This is a genomic window from Mesorhizobium sp. Cs1299R1N3, from assembly GCF_037179625.1.
Lineage (GTDB): Bacteria > Pseudomonadota > Alphaproteobacteria > Rhizobiales > Rhizobiaceae > Mesorhizobium > Mesorhizobium salmacidum.
Genome location: NZ_JAPYKQ010000019.1, coordinates 25,043 through 43,992, shown reverse-complemented (window position 1 = coordinate 43,992; position 18,950 = coordinate 25,043). Strand labels below are relative to the sequence as shown.

Annotated in this window: 19 protein-coding genes and 1 tRNA gene; 11 read left to right on the top strand and 9 right to left on the bottom strand. The window is 61.6% G+C overall.

The features are described 5' to 3' along the window. Positions 1 to 195: 195 nt before the first annotated feature. Genes O7B34_RS27545 through O7B34_RS27530 form a run of 4 tightly spaced genes read right to left on the bottom strand, consistent with a single transcriptional unit; the run spans position 196 to position 3,574 of the window. A complete protein-coding gene (locus tag O7B34_RS27545) occupies positions 196 to 1,173 on the bottom strand; it encodes a quinone oxidoreductase family protein (protein WP_337148982.1) in 978 nt (325 codons plus the stop codon). Between the two features lie 27 nt (positions 1,174 to 1,200). After that, positions 1,201 to 2,019 (bottom strand): phosphatidylcholine synthase, encoded by an 819-nt coding sequence (gene pcsA / locus O7B34_RS27540; RefSeq protein WP_027142699.1) that lies wholly within the window; start codon positions 2,017 to 2,019, stop codon positions 1,201 to 1,203. Continuing rightward, positions 2,016 to 2,630: a DUF1326 domain-containing protein gene (locus O7B34_RS27535; RefSeq protein WP_337148981.1), complete on the bottom strand. Its 615-nt coding sequence runs from the start codon at positions 2,628 to 2,630 to the stop codon at positions 2,016 to 2,018. The genes pcsA and O7B34_RS27535 overlap by 4 nt, the downstream gene beginning before the upstream one ends. A gap of 14 nt (positions 2,631 to 2,644) precedes the next feature. Further along, on the bottom strand, positions 2,645 to 3,574 hold the full coding sequence (locus O7B34_RS27530) for a DUF2182 domain-containing protein (protein WP_337148979.1): 930 nt from the start codon (positions 3,572 to 3,574) through the stop codon (positions 2,645 to 2,647). A 71-nt stretch (positions 3,575 to 3,645) separates the two neighbouring features. Between O7B34_RS27530 and O7B34_RS27525 the strand changes: the two genes are divergently transcribed. Both O7B34_RS27525 and hspQ read left to right on the top strand, forming a co-directional pair. Beyond that, a complete protein-coding gene (locus O7B34_RS27525) occupies positions 3,646 to 4,860 on the top strand; it encodes a UbiH/UbiF family hydroxylase (RefSeq protein WP_337148978.1) in 1,215 nt (404 codons plus the stop codon). A gap of 149 nt (positions 4,861 to 5,009) precedes the next feature. Then, a complete protein-coding gene (gene hspQ / locus O7B34_RS27520) occupies positions 5,010 to 5,333 on the top strand; it encodes a heat shock protein HspQ (protein ID WP_027142695.1) in 324 nt (107 codons plus the stop codon). 89 nt (positions 5,334 to 5,422) lie between these two features. Here the strand turns inward: hspQ and O7B34_RS27515 are convergent, their stop codons facing one another. Continuing rightward, positions 5,423 to 6,052 (bottom strand): invasion associated locus B family protein, encoded by a 630-nt coding sequence (locus tag O7B34_RS27515; protein ID WP_140812814.1) that lies wholly within the window; start codon positions 6,050 to 6,052, stop codon positions 5,423 to 5,425. Positions 6,053 to 6,284: 232 nt separating this feature from the next. On the opposite strand from O7B34_RS27515, the gene O7B34_RS27510 reads away from it, so the two are divergent. Beyond that, positions 6,285 to 8,105, top strand: a complete 1,821-nt coding sequence (locus O7B34_RS27510; protein ID WP_337140276.1) for an extracellular solute-binding protein — start codon at positions 6,285 to 6,287, stop codon at positions 8,103 to 8,105. 16 nt (positions 8,106 to 8,121) lie between these two features. Further along, a complete protein-coding gene (locus O7B34_RS27505) occupies positions 8,122 to 8,802 on the top strand; it encodes a DsbA family oxidoreductase (RefSeq protein ID WP_337148977.1) in 681 nt (226 codons plus the stop codon). Between the two features lie 134 nt (positions 8,803 to 8,936). On the opposite strand, the gene O7B34_RS27500 is transcribed toward O7B34_RS27505, so the two are convergent. After that, positions 8,937 to 9,290 carry a hypothetical protein gene (locus O7B34_RS27500; RefSeq protein ID WP_337148976.1) on the bottom strand — a complete coding sequence of 118 codons (354 nt, stop codon included), beginning with the start codon at positions 9,288 to 9,290 and terminating at the stop codon, positions 8,937 to 8,939. 66 nt (positions 9,291 to 9,356) lie between these two features. Between O7B34_RS27500 and O7B34_RS27495 the strand changes: the two genes are divergently transcribed. Further along, positions 9,357 to 11,249 carry an ABC transporter ATP-binding protein/permease gene (locus O7B34_RS27495; RefSeq protein ID WP_027142692.1) on the top strand — a complete coding sequence of 631 codons (1,893 nt, stop codon included), beginning with the start codon at positions 9,357 to 9,359 and terminating at the stop codon, positions 11,247 to 11,249. Positions 11,250 to 11,520: 271 nt separating this feature from the next. Beyond that, entirely contained in the window at positions 11,521 to 12,885 is a 1,365-nt protein-coding gene (gene mgtE, locus O7B34_RS27490) for a magnesium transporter (protein WP_140505357.1), read from the top strand. 56 nt (positions 12,886 to 12,941) lie between these two features. On the opposite strand, the gene gor is transcribed toward mgtE, so the two are convergent. From gor to rpiA, 3 genes are all read right to left on the bottom strand, one after another. Then, entirely contained in the window at positions 12,942 to 14,333 is a 1,392-nt protein-coding gene (gor, locus tag O7B34_RS27485) for a glutathione-disulfide reductase (protein ID WP_337148975.1), read from the bottom strand. A 119-nt stretch (positions 14,334 to 14,452) separates the two neighbouring features. After that, positions 14,453 to 15,073 carry a DUF2059 domain-containing protein gene (locus O7B34_RS27480; RefSeq protein WP_337106921.1) on the bottom strand — a complete coding sequence of 207 codons (621 nt, stop codon included), beginning with the start codon at positions 15,071 to 15,073 and terminating at the stop codon, positions 14,453 to 14,455. Next, complete coding sequence (gene rpiA, locus O7B34_RS27475) at positions 15,060 to 15,791, bottom strand: ribose-5-phosphate isomerase RpiA (RefSeq protein ID WP_337148974.1); 732 nt, start codon at positions 15,789 to 15,791, stop codon at positions 15,060 to 15,062. Before rpiA ends, O7B34_RS27480 begins: the two co-directional genes overlap by 14 nt. Before the next feature lie 253 nt (positions 15,792 to 16,044). On the opposite strand from rpiA, the gene O7B34_RS27470 reads away from it, so the two are divergent. From O7B34_RS27470 to O7B34_RS27450, 5 genes are all read left to right on the top strand, one after another. Beyond that, positions 16,045 to 16,728, top strand: coding sequence for a phosphoglycolate phosphatase (locus tag O7B34_RS27470; protein WP_337106919.1), 684 nt, complete (start codon positions 16,045 to 16,047; stop codon positions 16,726 to 16,728). Positions 16,729 to 16,867: 139 nt separating this feature from the next. Next, positions 16,868 to 16,942: transfer RNA gene (locus tag O7B34_RS27465), tRNA-Val, on the top strand. Between the two features lie 271 nt (positions 16,943 to 17,213). Beyond that, positions 17,214 to 17,471 (top strand): PepSY domain-containing protein, encoded by a 258-nt coding sequence (locus O7B34_RS27460; protein ID WP_027142686.1) that lies wholly within the window; start codon positions 17,214 to 17,216, stop codon positions 17,469 to 17,471. A gap of 178 nt (positions 17,472 to 17,649) precedes the next feature. Continuing rightward, entirely contained in the window at positions 17,650 to 18,357 is a 708-nt protein-coding gene (locus O7B34_RS27455) for a lysozyme inhibitor LprI family protein (RefSeq protein ID WP_337149022.1), read from the top strand. 113 nt (positions 18,358 to 18,470) lie between these two features. Next, positions 18,471 to 18,947, top strand: a complete 477-nt coding sequence (locus tag O7B34_RS27450; RefSeq protein WP_337148972.1) for a hypothetical protein — start codon at positions 18,471 to 18,473, stop codon at positions 18,945 to 18,947. Positions 18,948 to 18,950 lie beyond the last annotated feature (3 nt).

The window sequence follows — 18,950 nt, the reverse complement described above, 5'->3', positions numbered from 1 at the left end:
TTCTGTGTTCCCGCAAGCATCGTATGCGCGGCCGGCTCTCGTGCGAAAGCAGCACGCAACTTGAAAGAGCTTCAAGAATTTCAGCGGAAACTCAAGGGTAAAGATTAGCCCTTCTCGCACAAGGATACGGCTGGCCGGCTTTTCGTGCAAACCATGCCCGCCGCTGCGGCAGGACGTTGAAAACCCAGGCTGTCGTCAGGGAACCAGGACGGTCGTGCCTGTCGTTCTGCGTCCTTCAAGATCCTGATGTGCCTTGCCCGCGTCCTTCAGCGCATAGCGCTGATTGATCTTAATCTCGACAGCACCACTGAGCACAACCTCGAACAGTGCGGCGGCGGAGGCGTCGAGGTCCTCGCGTTTAGCATTGTAGACGAACAGCGTCGGCCTCGTGGCGAACAGCGAGCCCTTCTGCGCCAGCAGCGACATCGAAAACGGCGGGATGGGTCCGGAAGACTGCCCGAAGCTGACGAACATACCGAGCGGCTTGAGGCAGTCGAGCGAGGCCGGAAATGTGTCGTTGCCCACGGAATCATAGACAACGTCGCATTTCCTGCCGCCGGTGATCGCGGCGACGCCGGCGACGAAATCCTGCTCCTTGTAGTTAATGACGTGATCGAAACCGTGTGTCTTGGCCAGTTCGATCTTGTCGGCAGAGCTGGCGGTGCCGATGACCGTCGCCCCGAGATGCTTCGCCCACTGGCCCAGAATGAGCCCGACGCCGCCGGCCGCTGCATGAAACAGGATCGTGTCGCCTGCCTTCACCTTGAAGGTCCGGCGCAGCAGATATTCCGCGGTCATGCCCTTCAGCATCATGGCGGCCGCCTGTTCGTCGCTGATGCCGTCCGGCACCTTGACGACCTTGCTGGCATCGATGACGCGCTCTTGCGCATAAGCGCCCGTCGTCACGGCATAGGCAATCCGGTCGCCGGGCTTCAGCCAGTCGACGCCCTGGCCGACTTCCAGCACCACGCCGGCGGCTTCGCTGCCCGGAATGAGCGGAAACCCTCCGGGCGGCGGATAGAGACCCGAGCGATGATAGACATCGATGAAGTTGAGACCGATCGCGGTATGCCTGATCAGGATCTGGCCCGATCCCGGCTGGCCGGGATCGGCGTCTTCATAGGTCAGGACTTCCGGGCCGCCATTGGCATGGATGCGGATCGCTTTGGACATGGACGGGATTCCTTGAAAAGCGGCTGGTCAGGCCTTTTTGGCGCCGAGGTTTGGAAAGAACTGCATGAGGCCACCAATGGTTGCAAGGTAGAGCCCGGTAACGGTAATGCCGATCTTGGTGAAGGTGCCGACCTGCTCGCCCAGCACGCCGATCTGGTCGTAGAAGGCGGCGAGCGCCGCCTGCGCGAGCGCTAGCGCGCCAAAGGCGCACCACAACAGCGTCATGCCGAGATTGATCGGCCGCAGCCGCTCCACCCGCACCGGATGGATGAAGTTTATCGGGACAAAAGTCAGAATACCTGCCACCACGACCACCGCGAACGAAACCCATTGTCCGGGTTCGATGACGAATAGAGTGAACACCACCATGTTCCAGACCACGGGGAATCCCTTGAAGAAGTTCTCCTTCGTCTTCATGCCGGTGTCGGCATAGTAGATCGCGCTCGACACGACGATGATGGCGGCCGAAAGGAACGAGAGGCCTTCGCCCATAAAGCCCCGTTGGTAGAGCGCGAAGGCCGGGATCAGCACGTAGGTCACATAGTCGATAATGTTGTCGAGGAGTTCGCCGGACCAGGTCGGCAGGATTTCCTTGACCTCCAGCTTTCGGGCGATCGGCCCATCGATACCATCGACGAACAGCGCCAGTCCGAGCCACCAGAACATGGCCGTCCAGCGCTCCTCGCTCGCCGCTACCAGCGACAGGAAAGCCAGGAACGAACCGGAGGCGGTCAGCAGATGCACCGAAAACGCGCGCGCCTGCGGCCAGGTGACCTTCTTCTTCGGTCGCGGAATTCGCTCGGTGATCTTCTCGGCGATTTTCCGGGCCTTTGTGTTCTTTCTCACGGGCCCCGCCAATCCAGCTTGCAGATTTCGGCCGAGCGGCCGGCGAAATTCCAATTGCGGCCAAAGGCGCGCATCTTGCTCTTGTCGGACCTCGCCACGATGATCTCCGGCGCGATCCAGTATTCGGAATTCGTGATCACCGTATCCTTCTCGCGGTCCTTGCCCGCGATTGGCGTGACCGCCCCGTCGATGATCTTCGGTATCTGGAAAATACGCGTCTTGGCCCGCGTCTCGTAGGTAATCGGCACCTGTTCGACGCCCAGGAATTTGCCGACGAGGATCGAGAGCAGCGACGTCGTCCCGCCGGCCTTGCCGGTGAAGATCTTGGTCAATGCCTTGACCGCGTAGACCGAGGCTCTGATGTCGATGAACAGGCCCGCGGTCCAGTTGCCGCGACTCATGTAACCCGGGATTTCCATGATCAACCCGAGATTGAGGCCGGAGAGGTCGACCTCGCCGAAATGCCCGGCGTCGATACGAAAACCCGCCCAGGTCTGGCAATAGCCCTCGGTCGGAGGATGACTGCCAAGCGACAGCACGCAAGGACAAAAAACCGTGCAATTGCAGGAGAGAACGAGCTCTCCTTTCATTGCCCAGCTTTGATCTGCCATCGAATTTCCCCCCGTCATAGCGAGACTACTAGCAGCGCGGCTGCCCAGACAAGCAGTATCGCACCAGCCAGCCGGGTTGGAAGACTGCCCGTCGTCTGTTTTTCAATCAGGGTGAACACACCGATCAGCGCCATCCAGAAGACATTCATCACGCCCACGGCGAACATCACCAGCATCAATGCCCAGCAACATCCCAGGCACCAGATGCCTTGCGCGGCGCCGAGCCGAAACACGCGGACGGTCTCGGCACTCCAGTTCGAAAACAGGATCGAGAACGGGTTCCGGCATTTCGTCAGGCAGGCCTCCTTGAGGCCGCTGAACTGGTAGAGGCCGGCAACCAGCAAGGCGAGCCCACCAGCAACGCCAAGCACCGGATCGAATATCCCGCCGGAGGCGGCGAATGCGTGGACGGCAAGTGTCAGTGCCGCAAACAGCATCGAGGCGGCAAGCCAGACGCAGAGGTAGCCGGCAACCAGCACCAGCGGATGGACGACTGGCTCCCCCTTGATCCGCGCCGTATCGGCGATCTCGCAATAAATGCGGATCATTGGTGCCGCGGATGGCAGCATCGCGGCGATCGCCATGAGAAACCACATGAGGATGAGCGCCAAGGTATGCGGGCCGATGCTTGCGTCGAGCGGCGTTGGTGAAAGGCAGAGCGCGAAGAACCGTTCGAGGACGGCTGGTAACGGCAATTGCGGCAAATTACGCAACAAGGCATCGCCTGGCGCGCTGATCTGGGCTTCGGCGCTGCGAATCGCCATCGCGGCGAGCAGCAGCCAGGCCAGTGCGATGCTTGCACCGACGACGACGTTGACCGTCAAGCGCGGGTTGCGCGCGACGTTTGCCGTGGCGCGGCCGGCACGATCGAGGTGGCTGAAATCATCCTGTTGGCCGGTCATTCCACTCGAATGGGCCGAATCGCCGCGTTGATCAAGCCGCATGATCTGCCCTATATGCGTCTCTTGACTGGCAGGTCTGATGGCCGCCTCGCACAGCAAGCCGGAAACCGATCTTGGAGCATCAGGAAACAGCGCGGATACTGATCGCAGGCACGGGGCCGGCGGGATTGATCGCCGCCCTTGGCTTCGCCGATGCCGGTTTTCCGGTGACGATTGCCGGGCCCGAGGTTTCGGCTCCCGATGGCCGTACCACGGCGCTCATGACGCCCGCGCTGAAAGTGCTCGAACGGCTGGGCGTGCTCCAGGACATCGAGCCCAAGGCCGCACCCTTGAAGGTGATGCGCATTGTCGATGCGACCGGCCGGCTGATCCGCAGTCCCGTCGTCACTTTCCGCGCCAGCGAGATCGACGAGGAACAGTTCGGCCTGAATCTGCCCAACAGCGTCCTTGGACCCGCGCTTGCCGACAAGGTGGCGGCGCATTCCGGGATCGAGTGGCGCAGATCGATGGTGAAGGCCTGGCATCTCGGCGGCGACAAAGCTCACGCCGCGCTGGCTGACGGCAGCGAGATCGATGCATCGCTTGCGGTCGCTGCCGACGGTCGCCTGTCGCCGGCCCGCGAGGCCGCGGGCATCTCGACGGCGGCGCGCGCCTACCCTCAGGCGGCGCTCGTCCTCAATTTTGGCCACAGTCGCGAACATGGCTTCACCTCGACGGAGTTCCATACCGAGACTGGCCCGTTCACGCAGGTTCCACTGCCGGGCAATCGCTCCAGCCTTGTCTGGGTGGTCAAGCCCGAGACCGCCAAGGAGCTTGCCGCTTTGGACGACGCAACGCTCTCGCTGCGGATCGAACGAAAGATGCAGTCGATGCTCGGCCGAGTAACCGTGGAGTTGGGCCGCCAGATTTATCCATTATCGACGGTGACCCCTCTGCGTTTCGCGGCGCGACGGGTGGCGCTTGTCGGTGAAGCCGCGCACGTGTTCCCGCCGATCGGTGCACAAGGCCTCAACCTAGGCATCAGGGATATCGACGATCTAGTTGGAATCGCAACGGAAAATCGCGGAGATCCCGGCGCTGCCGAGGCCCTTGCAGCCTACGATTTCAAACGCCGGCCTGACATCCTCGCGCGGAGTAGCGCGGTCAATCTGCTCAACGTGTCGCTTCTTTCCGATATGTTGCCGGCGCAGATGGCGCGTGGCGTCGGTCTCGGCGTGCTTGGTGGTTTTGCACCGCTTCGCGCCTTTTTCATGCGCGAAGGGCTGCGTCCCGGCAGCGGCTTTGCGGCGCTTGCGGGCGGCCTGCGGAAGCCGACGCGGCAGCGGTAGCGATTTTGAGGACTTTGCCGCGGGTATCGCGACGTTCATCAAAAACCTTTGTTGCGCATTCCGCGTATTTTGAAGGCGCTCAGACGCTCGGGATTGAATTGATGCGGAGTCTGCGCCAAATAAAGTCAAGGAATTCAGTGGTGAGTACGATGAAAACGGCCAAATTCGCGATCGGACAGGTGGTTCGCCACCGGCTGTTCCCGTTCCGAGGCATCATTTTCGACGTCGATCCACAATTCGCCAACACCGACGAATGGTACGAAGCCATCCCCGCCGACGTGCGGCCGCGCAAGGACCAGCCGTTCTACCACCTGCTCGCCGAGAATTCAGAAACCGAATACATCGCCTATGTCTCAGAGCAGAATCTGCTCGAGGATCAGTCGGGAGAACCCGTCCGCCATCCGCAGATCAAGGAAATGTTCGACAAGAAGCCGGATGGGCGCTACGCGCCGAAACGGCAGTCCAGGCACTGACTTCCGGCATACTGAGACTGAGACGGACAGAAATGAAAAAGCGGGGCATGACCCCGCTTTTTTTGACTCGATAATGACCCGATGGTGGATCAGTTCGCGGTCTTCGCCTTGTCCTGCTCGTCCTTGAGCTTCTTGGCGAAGTCCTGGTTGTTCTTGGCGACGAAGTCCTGGAGCTTCTTCTGCCGGTCCTCGATGTCCGACTGCTGCAGCGGGGGGCCGTCATAGGCGCCGCTGAAGCCCTGCAGCGCGATCTTGATCGGGTTGGCCTGGTTCTGGAAATTGATCGAGGTCAGCGTGATCCCCTGACCCTTCTTGAACGAGGCGACGAGCTGGTCGGTCAGCGGCACTTCGGCCACGCAACGATCCGGGAAGCAGATGACATAGTCGAGCTTCTGCGCCTTGCCGGCGTCGATCTGCAGGCCGATGCCGGGAGGCACGAGGCGACCGGTCGGGACCGTCACCTGGAACACCTTGCGGTTCACCTTGCCCTTGAGCTCGATCAGGCTGACGCCGGTAACAAGCTGGCCATTGCCAGCGGTGACGATGTTCTGGACATTGCAGATGTCGACATCTTCCTGCTTGGTGCAGGCCTTGAACCAGCCCTGCGGAATCTGCGGCTGCTGCTGCGCGGAAGCAGAGGGAAGTCCTGCGCCGAGAAAGCCAACCACGCCTGCGGCCATGACCGACAGGCGGTACGCGTTGCTGTTCAGGCTCGTCATGTCGTGTACTTCCTCTCAATGATCCCGGGACCGGCTTCTTCGTGCCGTGTGGTCCAGCTACCTGTTGCCAAAATGAGGCAACAGAATGACTTCGGACGGCGTGTTACACTGCAAGCGGCGTCGAATCCAGCCCGCCCACTTGTAATTCTTGACGACGCCATTGGCCGCCACGCAGTTGCCCCATGCTAGGGTGCGGACCGAATCATCAAGCCGACCTGTTAAGGAGACGGTCATGGGCCGCGTTCTTGTTTGGCTGGTCACCGCACTATCGTTTTTCACCCTGTCGTCGCCACCGGCGCTGTCGGAGCCGAAATACGCTATTGCGATGCAGGGCGAACCGGCCCTGCCGCCGGACTACACCCATTTCAGCTACGTCAATCCCGACGCTCCGAAGGGTGGCAGCATCACTTATTGCGTCGTCGGCAGCTTCGACAACCTAAACCCTTTCATCCTGAAAAGCCTGCGCACGACGGCGCGCGGCATGATGGACACGATCTTCGGCAATCTGGTCTTCGAGCCGCTGATGCAGCGCAGTGCCGACGAGGCTTTTACCCTCTATGGGCTTTTGGCCGACACCGCCGACATGGATCCCGAGCGCAAGAGCATCGAGTTCCATCTCAACGCGAATGCCAAATGGTCGGATGGTCAGCCGGTGACGCCGGAAGACGTGCTGTTCACTTACGATGCCTATACGCAGAAAGGCCGCCCACCCTACAGCGACCGCATGGCCAGGATCGCCAAGCTCGAAAAGACCGGCGACCATAGCGTGCGCTTCACCTTCAACGACAAGGCCGATCGTGAGTTTCCCCTGATCATCGCGCTGACGCCGATCATCCCCAAGCACGCTTTCGACATCGACACCTTCGACAGAACGACGCTGAAGCCGTTGATCGGCAGCGGTCCCTACAGGATCGCGCAGGTGACGCCCGGCCAGCGCATCGTCTTCAAGCGCAACCCCGACTACTGGGGCAAGGACATTCCCGCCAAACGGGGTTTCGACAATTACGACCAGATCACCATCGAGTATTTTCTCAACGCCAACGCCAAGCTCGAGGCCTTCAAGAAGGGGCTTTGCGCCATCGACGACGACGGCGATCCGGTGAAACGCGAGCGCGATCTCGACTTTCCCGCCTTCCATAGGGGTGACGTGGTTTCTGAAACCTTCGACACCGGCATTCCGCCCGTCGTGACCGGTTTTCTGTTCAACACGAGGTTGCCGAAGTTTTCCAACCCGGTGGTTCGGCGCGCGCTCGGCATGCTTTATGATTTCGAGTGGGCCAACAAAAATCTGTTCGGCGGCAAGTATACCCGCACGATGAGCTATTGGCAGAATTCCGAGCTTTCCGCGCTCGGCCATCCGGCTGACGACAGGGAAAAGGCGCTTCTGGCGCCCTACCCCGGCCGCGTGCCGGCCGACGTCATGGACGGCACCTGGAAACCGCCGGTGACAGACGGTTCGGGCCAGGACCGCAAGGTGCTGAAGACCGCTTTCGACCTTCTGAAAAGCATCGGCTACCACGTGAACAATGGCACGATGATCGATCCCGATGGCAAACCTTTTGGTTTCGAGATCCTGACCGCCTCGCAGGACGAAGAGCGTCTGGCCGGCATCTACCAGCGCACATTGGAGAAGATCGGCATCAACGTCAGCATCCGCAGCCTCGATGGCGACCAGATCCAGTCGCGCAAGCAGCGTTTCGATTTCGAAGCCCTGATCGGCTCCAGCGGCTTCAACAATTCGTTGTCCCCTGGCATCGAACAGATCGGGCGCTGGTCGTCCGCCGCGGCCAGGACGGAAGGATCGTTCAATCTCGCCGGCGTCGCCGATCCGGCGATCGATGCGGCCATCGACGCAATGCTGCGAGCCCGTTCGAAGGAGGATTATGTCGCGGCGGTTCGCGTTCTCGACCGGCTGCTGATCTCCGGCAATTACATGGTGCCGATGCAATACAACACGCAGCAATGGCTTGCTTACTGGAATTATCTGGAACATCCGCGAAAGACGCCCATATTCGGTTACCAGTTGCCGACCTGGTGGCGCAAACCGAATTGAAAACCCGGAGATAGAGATGAGCGAAGCGAACGCCATTACCGTCGATGTGGTGTCGGACGTCGTCTGCCCGTGGTGCTTCATCGGCCAGAAGCGGCTGGACAAGGCGGTCGCCGCGGCCGGAGATGTCGAAGTGCATATACGCTGGCGGCCGTTCCAGCTCGATCCGACCATTCCTCCGCAAGGCAAGGACCGCCACGACTACATGCTGGCCAAGTTTGGCAGCGACGAGCGCATTCGCGAAATTCATGCCCGCATCGAGCCGCTTGGCGAGGCCGAGGGCATTTCCTTTGCCTTCGACGCCATAAAGGTGGCCCCAAACACGCTCGACGCGCATCGGTTGATCCGCTGGGCCGGTGCCGCCGGCGAGGACGTTCAGAACCGGCTGGTGCGCCGCCTGTTCCAGCTGAATTTCGAGGAAGGCGTCAACATCGGCGACCATACGGTGCTGGTCGAAGCTGCCCGCGAGGCCGGCATGGACGCCTCGGTTGTTGAAACGCTCTTGCCGAGCGACGCCGATGTCGAAGCGGTTCGCACGGAAATCACCACCGCTTCGCGCATGGGTATCACAGGCGTGCCATGCTTCCTGCTCGAGGGTAAATATGCCGTGATGGGCGCGCAGGACGCGGACACGTTGGCTGATGCGATCCGTCAGGTCGCGGCGGCCAAGGCGCGTGGTGAATTGGAAAAGGCCGACTGAGGCCAGCAGACGCCACTTCGCCGCCATTTTGGCCTTGCTGATGAGAGAACCAGCCACCGTTGGCGCGCTGGTGCGGATCAACCCCTTGGTTGATGACGGGACAGGCGAGTTGGCGACGTCGCTGCGGCAAGGAATCAGACATTGAGGGCGGCGTATTTCGGGAATTCTGGCCAGGCCCAGTAAGAAAATCCCCCGCCCCACACGACTTTTGAGTCACAAAGCCGTGTACGAAGCTTCCCCAAGGGAAGATCGGCCGCAGCCACGGCCGTGGTGCCTAAATGACCGAAATTCATCGAAATTTTCTGGCCATCATCCACGGTTTTGATGTCAATTCGATCTTCAATCTGTTGCCTCAGGGCAACGGCCGCGGCGGCTTTCTGGTCTGCCCGGTTTAAAATTAATGGAAAATGATCAATTGGTGTTACCATCCGTAACAAAACAAAAAAGGTTTGGGCGGGATCGTGATTCGGATCGGCAGACGATCGCAAGAGTCAGTACCGGATGGACTACACCGCGACGCCGCAGGGCAGTCGCATTTGACGCCGGTATCCTCGATGCGCAATTTCTGGGGGCTCATGCGAGCCTACTGGGTCTCGGACCGCTGGAAGGAAGCCTGGACGCTGACGCTGGTGATCGCGCTGCTCACCGCGCTGTCCAGCAAGGCCAGCGTCTGGTTCGCCATGGCTTCGGGCGAATTGGTGAATTCAATTGCCTTCCTGCACGACGCCGCCAACACCCGTCCGCTGGAGACAATCCTGACCAACGCCGGCGTGCTGGTGCTGCTCGTCCTGCTCAAGGATGCCGGCTTCACCGGTATTCGCAATCTCGTCTCGGCAACCTTGCACCGCAAATGGCGTGGCTGGCTGAACGACAAATTCAACCAGGCCTTGCTCGACGGCAATCACACCCATTTCCATGCTCAACATGGTTCCGCGGACGGCGGCATCGTTGCGCCCGACAATGTCGACCAGCGCATCCAGGAATCGATCAAGGACATGACCGGCGGTGCGATCGGCCTCGCCATGGGCGTGCTGGGGCTGGCGACTTCGCTCTACTTTATCGGCCAGAACCTGCTGCAGTCGTCAGTGGAGGTCAAAGGACTGGAGTTCCTTGGCAGCTATGGCAGCGCTGTTCTCGCCCTCCTCGCGGTTGCCACTTACGTGCCCCTCAACACTTGGATCGCCGTCAAGCTCGGCAGCCTGCTGGAACGTCTCAATATTCGCATGCAGAAGGCCGAGGGAAGCTATCGTAGCGAACTGACGACATTTCTGCGCCGCAGCTTCCATGTCGCCGCCTCACATGGCGAGGGCGTGCAGAAAATGATGCACGACCGGCTCTATGTCGACATCGATCGCACCTGGGGACGGCTGAATGTCGTCAACACCAGCTATATGTCGTTCGAGTTGATCTACAATTTCATCGGCGCCCGTATTGTGGCCTATGCTCCTGGCCTGGTGCCGTTCATCCACAGCCGCCTGGACTATAAAGGTTACATCACCGGCTCCGAAATGGTGGGCCAACTCATCAGCCAGTGTTCGTGGTTCATCCATGTCATGCCCGCCATCGCCACGCTTCGCGCCAACAGCCAGCGTGTGACGGAGCTCGCCAACGCGATCGAGAATGTCCAGCACCCACAGGAATTCTACAGCCAGAGCGGCCGTTCCGACTTCCACTACGCCAGCCAGAATCCGGTTTTCGGCCTGACCATCCAGAAGCTGGAGCTGGCGCATCAGGGCGAGGACGCGACGCCATTCCTCAGCTCCGCCAACCTGCGCTTCCGACGCGGCGAATGGACCTTCCTGAAGGGCGAATCCGGTTGCGGCAAGACCTCGCTGATCAAGGCGATCAACGGTTTGTGGCCCTACGGCCGCGGCACTATCGTCTTCCCCGAGGGCGTGAAGAGTTTTTATGCCGCCCAGGAGGTCAAGCTGCCGCAGGTGTCGCTGAAGCAGCTGGTCTGCCTGCCCGGCTCCGAACGCGATCATGGTGATGCCCAGGTCGCGTCGGCGCTGCACAAGGCTGGCCTTGGCGATTTCATCGAACACATGGCCAATGAAAGCCGCGAGGGCAAAAGCTGGGATCAGGTCCTGTCGGGCGGCCAGAAACAGAAGCTGGTGGTGGCTCGTATCATACTGCAGCAGCCGGGACTGTTGTTCCTCGACGAGGCGACCGGTGCTCTCGACCCTGACGGCAAGATTGCCTTCCACCAGGCCATCAAGGACAACTGCCCGGATGTGACGGTGATCAGTGTCATGCACGAAGCCGTGGCGCCGAGATCGGCTGCCGGCACCGAGTTCTACCACTCGATGGTGCTGATTGCCGACGGTGTCGCCACGAAGAAACCACTCGCCCCGAGCCTACCTCTCGAACTCACCACGATCCTGGCCCAGCCAAGGCCGGTCGAGGACAAATGGACGCGGTTCTCGCGTCGGCTGAAGCAGAAATAACGACGACGTCACCGGGACTTGCCGCGTTGAACGGCACACGGTGATCACAGTCTCGCGATCGGCGCCGTTCGGCACTGTTTTCCTTCCTCACCGCGATTGACTCGGCAAGGTGCGCTCCTATGTTGCGCCGGCTTGCAGACAGTCAAAAGCGAACCCGCAAGCGGAAAGGTCACCGCGCCATGCCTGGCGACAGTCACAGTCGAACGCAACCGCCGTCCGCCTAGACGTGACCTGAATGGTTCATGTCCTGCCGGACGGCAAGGAGTGAACCATGAACGATTTTTCCCCGGTAGCGGACGACGAGGCCGTCGCCATCGCCCGCATCCTTGCCAATGACCACGTCGCCGACGTTGTCGAGGCGCTCAATCATGAATCGCGCGAAACCGCGACGGAGCTGCTTTGCGCCGTACCCTTCGAACGGCTGGTCGAGATTTTCGATCAGCCTGAGCTTGAGGGCGCGCCCGAACTGGCGGAGGCCCTGCCCCGTCCCAAGGCGAGCAAGCTACTCACCGCCATGTCCGTCGACCGCGCGGCCGACATCCTGCGCGAGCTCGAAGAGCCGGCACGCTCAGAACTGCTCGGCGCATTGGCGCCGCCGCTGCGCGCGACCCTGCTTTCCATTCTGGGCTATCCTGAAGGCAGCGCCGCCTCGATCATGACGACGGAGTTCGTCAGCGTTCCCTCCGACTGGACCGTCGGGCGCACGCTCGATTACATCCGCAAGGTCGAGCGGACGCGCGAGACCGTCTATGCAATCTACATCGTCGATCCGCAAACACACCTCCTGGTGCGGTCGACGGGCTTGCGTCGGCTCATCACCGGTGAGCCGGACGACTCGATCCTGTCGGTGGCGCCCGACCGCATGCCGGTGACGGTCAGCCCGCTGACCGACCGCGAAAACCTGGCGCAGACGATCTCCAAATACGATCTGCTCGCCGTTCCGGTCGTCGATCACGGCAAGATCCTCGGCATCGTCACCATCGACGACATCATCGACACGATGATCGAGGAGACCACTGAGGACGTGCATCGCTTCGGCGGCATGGAGGCTCTGGACGAGCCGTATATGAAGATGAGCTTCCTCGCCATGATCAAGAAGCGTGGCGGCTGGCTCTGCGCGCTGTTCATCAGCGAGATGCTGACGGCCAATGCGATGCAAAGCTATGAGGGCGAGCTGGAGAAAGCGATCGTGCTGACGCTGTTCATCCCGCTGATCATGAGCTCCGGCGGCAATTCCGGCTCGCAGGCGACCTCGCTGGTCATCCGAGCGCTGGCGCTGCGCGAGATCGGCCTTCGCGACTGGTGGCGGGTGGCGTTGCGCGAATTGCCTACCGGTCTCGTGCTCGGAGCCATGCTCGGCGTGGTCGGCGTCTGCCGCATCGCGCTCTGGCAATATATGGGCTTCTACGACTATGGCCCGCACTGGCCGCTGATCGCCACGACTGTCGGCGCCGCACTGGTCGGCATCGTCACCTTCGGCTCGCTGTCGGGGTCGATGCTGCCTTTCGCCCTGAAACGGGTCGGTTTCGACCCCGCCAGCGCATCCGCGCCGTTCGTCGCCACGCTGGTCGATGTCACCGGACTGGTGATCTATTTCTCAGTGGCGCTGGTCATTCTGCGCGGCACTCTGCTGTAGCGGTTTGACTACCGCCGCCGGCCAAGGCTGGCGGCGGCGCGTCGACAGGCGAGGCGTCAGACGCGCTCGCCGTCCTTCACCCGGTAGGTCGGCTTGTACATGGTGACGAGCTCTTCTGCCGCAGTCGGATGCACGGCCATGGTGCGGTCGAAATCATCCTTGGTCAGCCCCGCTTTCAGGGGGATGCCGAGCAACTGTGCCATTTCCCCGGCATCCGGCCCCAGTATGTGGGCGCCGAGAACCTTGCGCGAAGCGCCGTCGACGACCAGCTTGATCAGCATCTTTTCGTCACGGCCCGACAGCGTGTGCCTCATCGGCCGGAAGCTGGCGCGGTAGATTTCGATATCGGCGAAGCGCTTGACGGCCTCGTCTTCCGATAGGCCGACCGTGCCGATTTCGGGTTGCGAGAAGACGGCGGTCGCGATCGTGTCGTGGTCGGGCGCCGTCGGATTGCCCTTGAACGCCGTCTCGACGAAGCACATCGCTTCGTGGATCGCCACCGGCGTCAGCTGTACGCGGTTGGTGACATCGCCAATCGCCCAGATATTGTCGATGTTGGTGCGGGAATACCGGTCGACCTTGATCGCACCGGTCGCGGCGGCCATCTCGATGCCTATGCCCTCCAGGCCCATATTCTCGCTGTTGGGGATGCGGCCGATGGCCAGCATCACCTGGTCGACCGTCAGCACCTGCCCGCTGATGAGCTGCGCGTCGAGCCGCCCGTCCGGCCGCCTGCTGACCGATTCGGAGACGGAATGGCAAAGGATTTTTATCCCCTTCTTTTCCATCGTCTCATGCAGCGTGCGCCGCAGGTCCATGTCGAAGCGGCCAAGAATTTCCTTGCCGCGATAGACTAGCGTGGTGTCTACGCCGAGCCCGTGAAAGATGTTGGCGAACTCGACCGCGATATAGCCGCCGCCCTCGATCATAATCGTCTTCGGCAGTTCCTTGAGGTCGAAAGCCTCATTGGAGAAGATGCAGTGTTCGTGGCCGGGCAGTGCCGGATGCGCCGCCGGACGGCCGCCGGTGGCGATCAGGATCTGATCGGCGGTGACGGTGCGGTCCTCGCTCAGGAGATGGATCACGTGCGGGTCGACGATCATCGCCCGCGAATGAAAGGTCTCGCCGCCCGAACCCTCGACGTTTTTCTTGTAGATCGACTCCAGGCGGCTGATCTCGCGGTCCTTGTTGGCGACCAGCGTCTGCCAGTCGAATCTGGCTTCCGGCACCGTCCAGCCGTAGCCGGCGGCGTCGGCGAAATGCTCGGGAAATTGCGAGGCATAGACATAGAGCTTTTTCGGCACGCAGCCCCTGATGACGCAGGTGCCGCCAAAACGGTATTCTTCGGCGATGCCGACGCGCTTGCCGAGCGCTGCCGCGACCCGTGCCGCCCTCACCCCGCCGGAGCCTCCGCCGATGACGAAGAGGTCGTAATCATAACCGGCCATAAAGCGGCTCCTTGAACGCCAAAAATGTGAGTGACAGGTAGGCCGCAAACCACCAAAAGAAAAGCCCGGACAGGCCGGGCTTTACAGATGGCCGCAAAGGCCGCGTTTGAAATGCAGGATCAGTTCTGCGTGTCGTCGGCAGGAGCCGAACCGTCCGCGGGTGCGGCGCCATCCGCCGGGGCCGCATTGTCTGCCGGAGCGGCGCCATCGGCGGGCGCAGGCGCAGCCGGCGCCTTCGCTTTTGCCGCCGCCGCCAGCGTTTCGCCGACCTGCTGGGCAAGATCGCGAGCTACGCCGTTCTGCCAGATGTCGGCGGCCTTGACGAGGTCGCGCGTCACGGTCGGGCCGCTGTCGAGCAGCTTCTTGCCGGACTCGGAGCTGTAGAAGGCCGCGATGTCGGTGAGTTCCTTTTCGGAAAACACTTTCGCATAGGCAAGAGCCGCTTCCTTCTCGAGATCCGCGCGGCGAGAGGCCATCGCCAGTGCCTTCTCGTTGATCGTCTTGCCGATCAGCTCCTGCATGTCAGGGTTCTTCTGAATGAGCTGCGATTCGAGCGCCGCGGCGGCCTGCGGCAGGATGCTGTCGAACGGGTCGGTCGCGTGGATCGCGGCAACCGCGGCGCGTGCGGCCTTCAGATGCGATTCCGTGACGTCCTGCGCGAAGACAGGCGAGGAGAACGCGAAGACGGCCGAAGCCGCCACAAGGACGGAAAGACGGCGAACCCGGTTATGCAACATCATGATCGATAGAACTCCCTGGTTTTCGGGCGGCATGGACAGTTTGGATACCGTCGCCGCCGGCGATGATGGCCGCTGACGCCAGCCCGATGAAAAGACCGTGCTCGACCACGCCAGGAATGGCGTGGAGAGCATTCGAAAGCGCTCTTGTATCCGGAATGCGGCCAAAAGATGCATCGAGGATAAAATGGCCGCCGTCTGTAACAAAAGGCTGGCCTCCCGTCATCCTCAATGTCACCGGACCGGAAAGGCCGAGATTTCCAGCCGCCACGGCCACGGCGATCTCGGTCGCGCGCAGGCCGAACCGGTTGACTTCGACGGGAAGAGGAAACCGGCCGAGCGTCTCGACCATCTTCGAACGGTCGGCGATGACGATCATGCGCTGCGAGGCCGCCGCCACGATCTTCTCACGCAGCAGCGCACCTCCGCCACCCTTGATCAATGTCAGCTCCGGGTCGACCTCGTCGGCGCCGTCAACGGTGAGATCGAGTTCGGGCGTTTCCTCCAGCGTCGACAGCGGCACGCCGAGTTCGCGGCACAGCGCGGCGGTGCGTTCCGAGGTTGGCACCCCTGTTATGGTCATGCCGGAGGCAACCTTGTCGGCGAGCAGCCGCACGAACTCGTCGGCAGTGGTGCCGGTGCCGATGCCGAGCCGCATGCCGTCGGTGACATGGGCAAGGGCCGCCCGCGCGGCCTCGACCTTCAATTGCCTCGCATCCATGCCGTTTGCTGCCCCGAAACCTAATGCATGCCGCCCAAAAGTGACCTCGGTTTTGGGAAACGACATGCATGAAACAAAGACCCAAAGCGCGCCGCGGGGAGTCCGTTTCGACGCAACGCGCTTTAGCGTTTCGGGCTCCTAGCACTTTTGCCGGCCGGGTCAAAGCCTTTGGCGACGGCCCCACCAGTCTGCTTGCCTTAAAGCGTCGCAGCCGCTATCGCCTGCCGATGCACAAACCTGCGCAGGATGGATCATGAGTCGCCCGATCATCGTGTTCGACCTCGATGGAACGCTGATTGACACGGCGCCGGACCTGCTCGACAGCCTCAACCACAGCTTGGCGGCCAGCCAACTGGCAGCCGTCGACGAAGCCGGCTTCAGACGCTTCGTCGGCCATGGCGGCCGGGTGATGATCGAACGGGCGCATGCCGCGCAGCAACGATCCCTCAAGGTCGAGGAGCACGACCGGCTGCTGAAACTGTTCCTCGATCACTACACTGACAATATTCCTGGCAAATCCCGCCCCTACCCCGGCGTGATCGAGGCGATTGCCCGCTTTGAGAAGGCCGGCTATCTGCTGGCCATCTGCACGAACAAATACGAAGCCAATTCGCTGGCGCTGATCGAAGCGCTTGGCTTGACCAGGCATTTCGCGGCAATTGCCGGGCAGGACACGTTCGCGTTCCGCAAGCCCGATCCGCGTCACCTGATCGAAACCATCAAACGGGCCGGCGGCGATCCGCACTGCGCCTTGATGGTGGGCGATTCGCAAACAGATATCGACACCGCCAAGGCCGCCGGCATTCCTGTCGTCGCCGTCGACTTCGGCTACACCGACCGTCATGTGCGCGAGTTCGAGCCCTCGGCGGTGATATCGCATTTTGACGCATTGACGCTCGATCTGGCGCAAGGGCTGATCGGCGCCGCCGCGCACTGAGCGCCGGCGATGAAAATGTCTCCGGAACGGCGCCTGGCGGGACCGCAAATCCGATCTGTGTGAGAACACCAGACACTGCCTTGACTTAACGGGCCGGCCTCCCTTATATCGCGGCTCGCTTGGCCTTCGGGCAACGAGCGGGCGATTAGCTCAGCGGGAGAGCACACCCTTCACACGGGTGGGGTCGCAGGTTCAATCCCTGCATCGCCCACCATCTGTTTGCTGGGCATCACATCGGCAGCTACAGTCCGCCCCTTCAGCGTTCTCCCTTTTTTGCGCAGGCATTGAAACGCCGGGATGCAGGCACGACGACATGACGCCAACGTTGCATGGCCATGAATATTGAAGCGGCCATCGTGGTTTTTGGCATAGGACGCTTGTCTTGCCGCAACTGCAAATCCTTGGATCGGTGACCCGGCATGCCCACATGCGGAACAAACCTGCATGGCAGCGAGTTTCCCTCCGTCGAAACTTGAGGGAAAACCATGTCCAGATTTCTGCTTGCGACCTCCGTCGCCGTTCTTCTCGCCGCCGGGCCTGCCTTTGCCGCGGATGAAACTCCGTTGCCGCCACCCAATGCCAAGAAGCTGTCGGAGATCATCGCCAAGGTCGAGCAGCGTGACGGGTTTCGCTACGTGAAAGAGGTCGACTGGGACAAGGACGGCTACACCGTCACCTACTACACCTCGGACAAGGCAAAGGTCGAAATCGACTTCGATCCTGTGACGGCCGAACCAAAATAGGATTCGCAGGGATATCCTCGTCGCGAATGCGCTGCCCACGAGCATTCTCAACGACGAAACGGGAGCCCAAATTGTCCATCCTTGGGGTATGTTATGCGCCGGCGCGGGGCCGCGCCTTGGGCAATCCTGTTGGCTTGGGGCCATGATGCGATGTTTCGTTAGAACTTATTTGCTGTCTGTGCTCGCCATCGTCCCAGCCGGCAGTTTCCTTGCCGTTTCTCCGGCGCGGGCCGATGGGCCGTCCTTCGACTGCGCCAAGGCAAGCCTGCCGGCGGAAAAAGCGATCTGCGCCGACCCGCAACTGTCGGCGATCGATCTGCTGGTTTCGAAGGCGTACAAGGGTTTCGAGCCAGCGTTCGGCGGCGACAAGCGCAAGATTGCCCGCGGGCTGATCGCCGACCGCAATGCCTGCAAGAGCGATACGGCATGTATCGCCAGCGCGCTCAACAACGCCTTGCAGACCTATGGGAATGCGCCATCCTGGGTGCAGGACTACAACATCGCGCTGATTGGCAAGAAGGCGCTCGAAGCCGCCGGGCGAAACCCCGGGCGTAACGATCAGCCCTTGCCCTTAGCGATCGGCCAATGCGCATCGACGCACATCGAGACGCTTACCACGCGCCTCGGCGACGATCCGCTGGAAACGGCCAGTCCCGACGCGGGCAGCGCGGCCACGTTCACCAATGGTGGCGGGGCTGTCTCCTATGATCGCGAGCCTGGATTGGCTGCCTCGAAGGTTGGAGAACCGGTCGTCATGTGCTTGATCTTGATTCCCAGGGACTGCCCCAAGGACGACGACCGTGGCCGGGTCTATTATTCCGTCGACCTCGTCGCGAAAGGCTCCTGGGCTCTGCCGGATTCGCAGCATATGTGCGGCGGCGCCTGAGTGGCTGGTCCGCCTGCGTCGGGCCGCGACGCTGGCCAGGTCTTCCGTCTCCCCTTGCGTCAATTCGCCATTGATGGCTGACTGTAGGATGAACGGGCTTCACGGGGGTGGGCATGTCGACTGCGAAGCACTTGATGAAGCGCGTCCTGATGATGCTGGCCGGCTATCTTGTCGCCATACTGGTCGGCCTGATCGCGGTGGTGGCGATCTATGCGGCGCTGAGTTCCGTGCCCAACGCGCCCGCCTATTTCGACCTCATGGGCGTCTCACCGATCGCGGCCTTGGTGGTGCCGCCGCTCGGCATGTTCATCTATTTCCTGACGGTTGTGCTGACCGCGCCACAGACGCTGATTTTCGCGCTGATCGCCGAGTTTTTCTCCCTGCGCAGCGCCCTGCTGCACATGCTCTTCGGCGCCGCCGCAGCGGCCGGCGGCTTCTTCCTGATCTGGCCGAGCGCGGCGGAGGACGTCGATCCGGAGCGCTGGGCCGATATCGGCATCATCGCCGTCGCCGGTCTTGTGGCCGGGCTGGTCTACTGGCTGATCGCCGGGCGCGACGCCGGTTTCCGGCGCCCGCTGTCAGAGAGTTAGCGA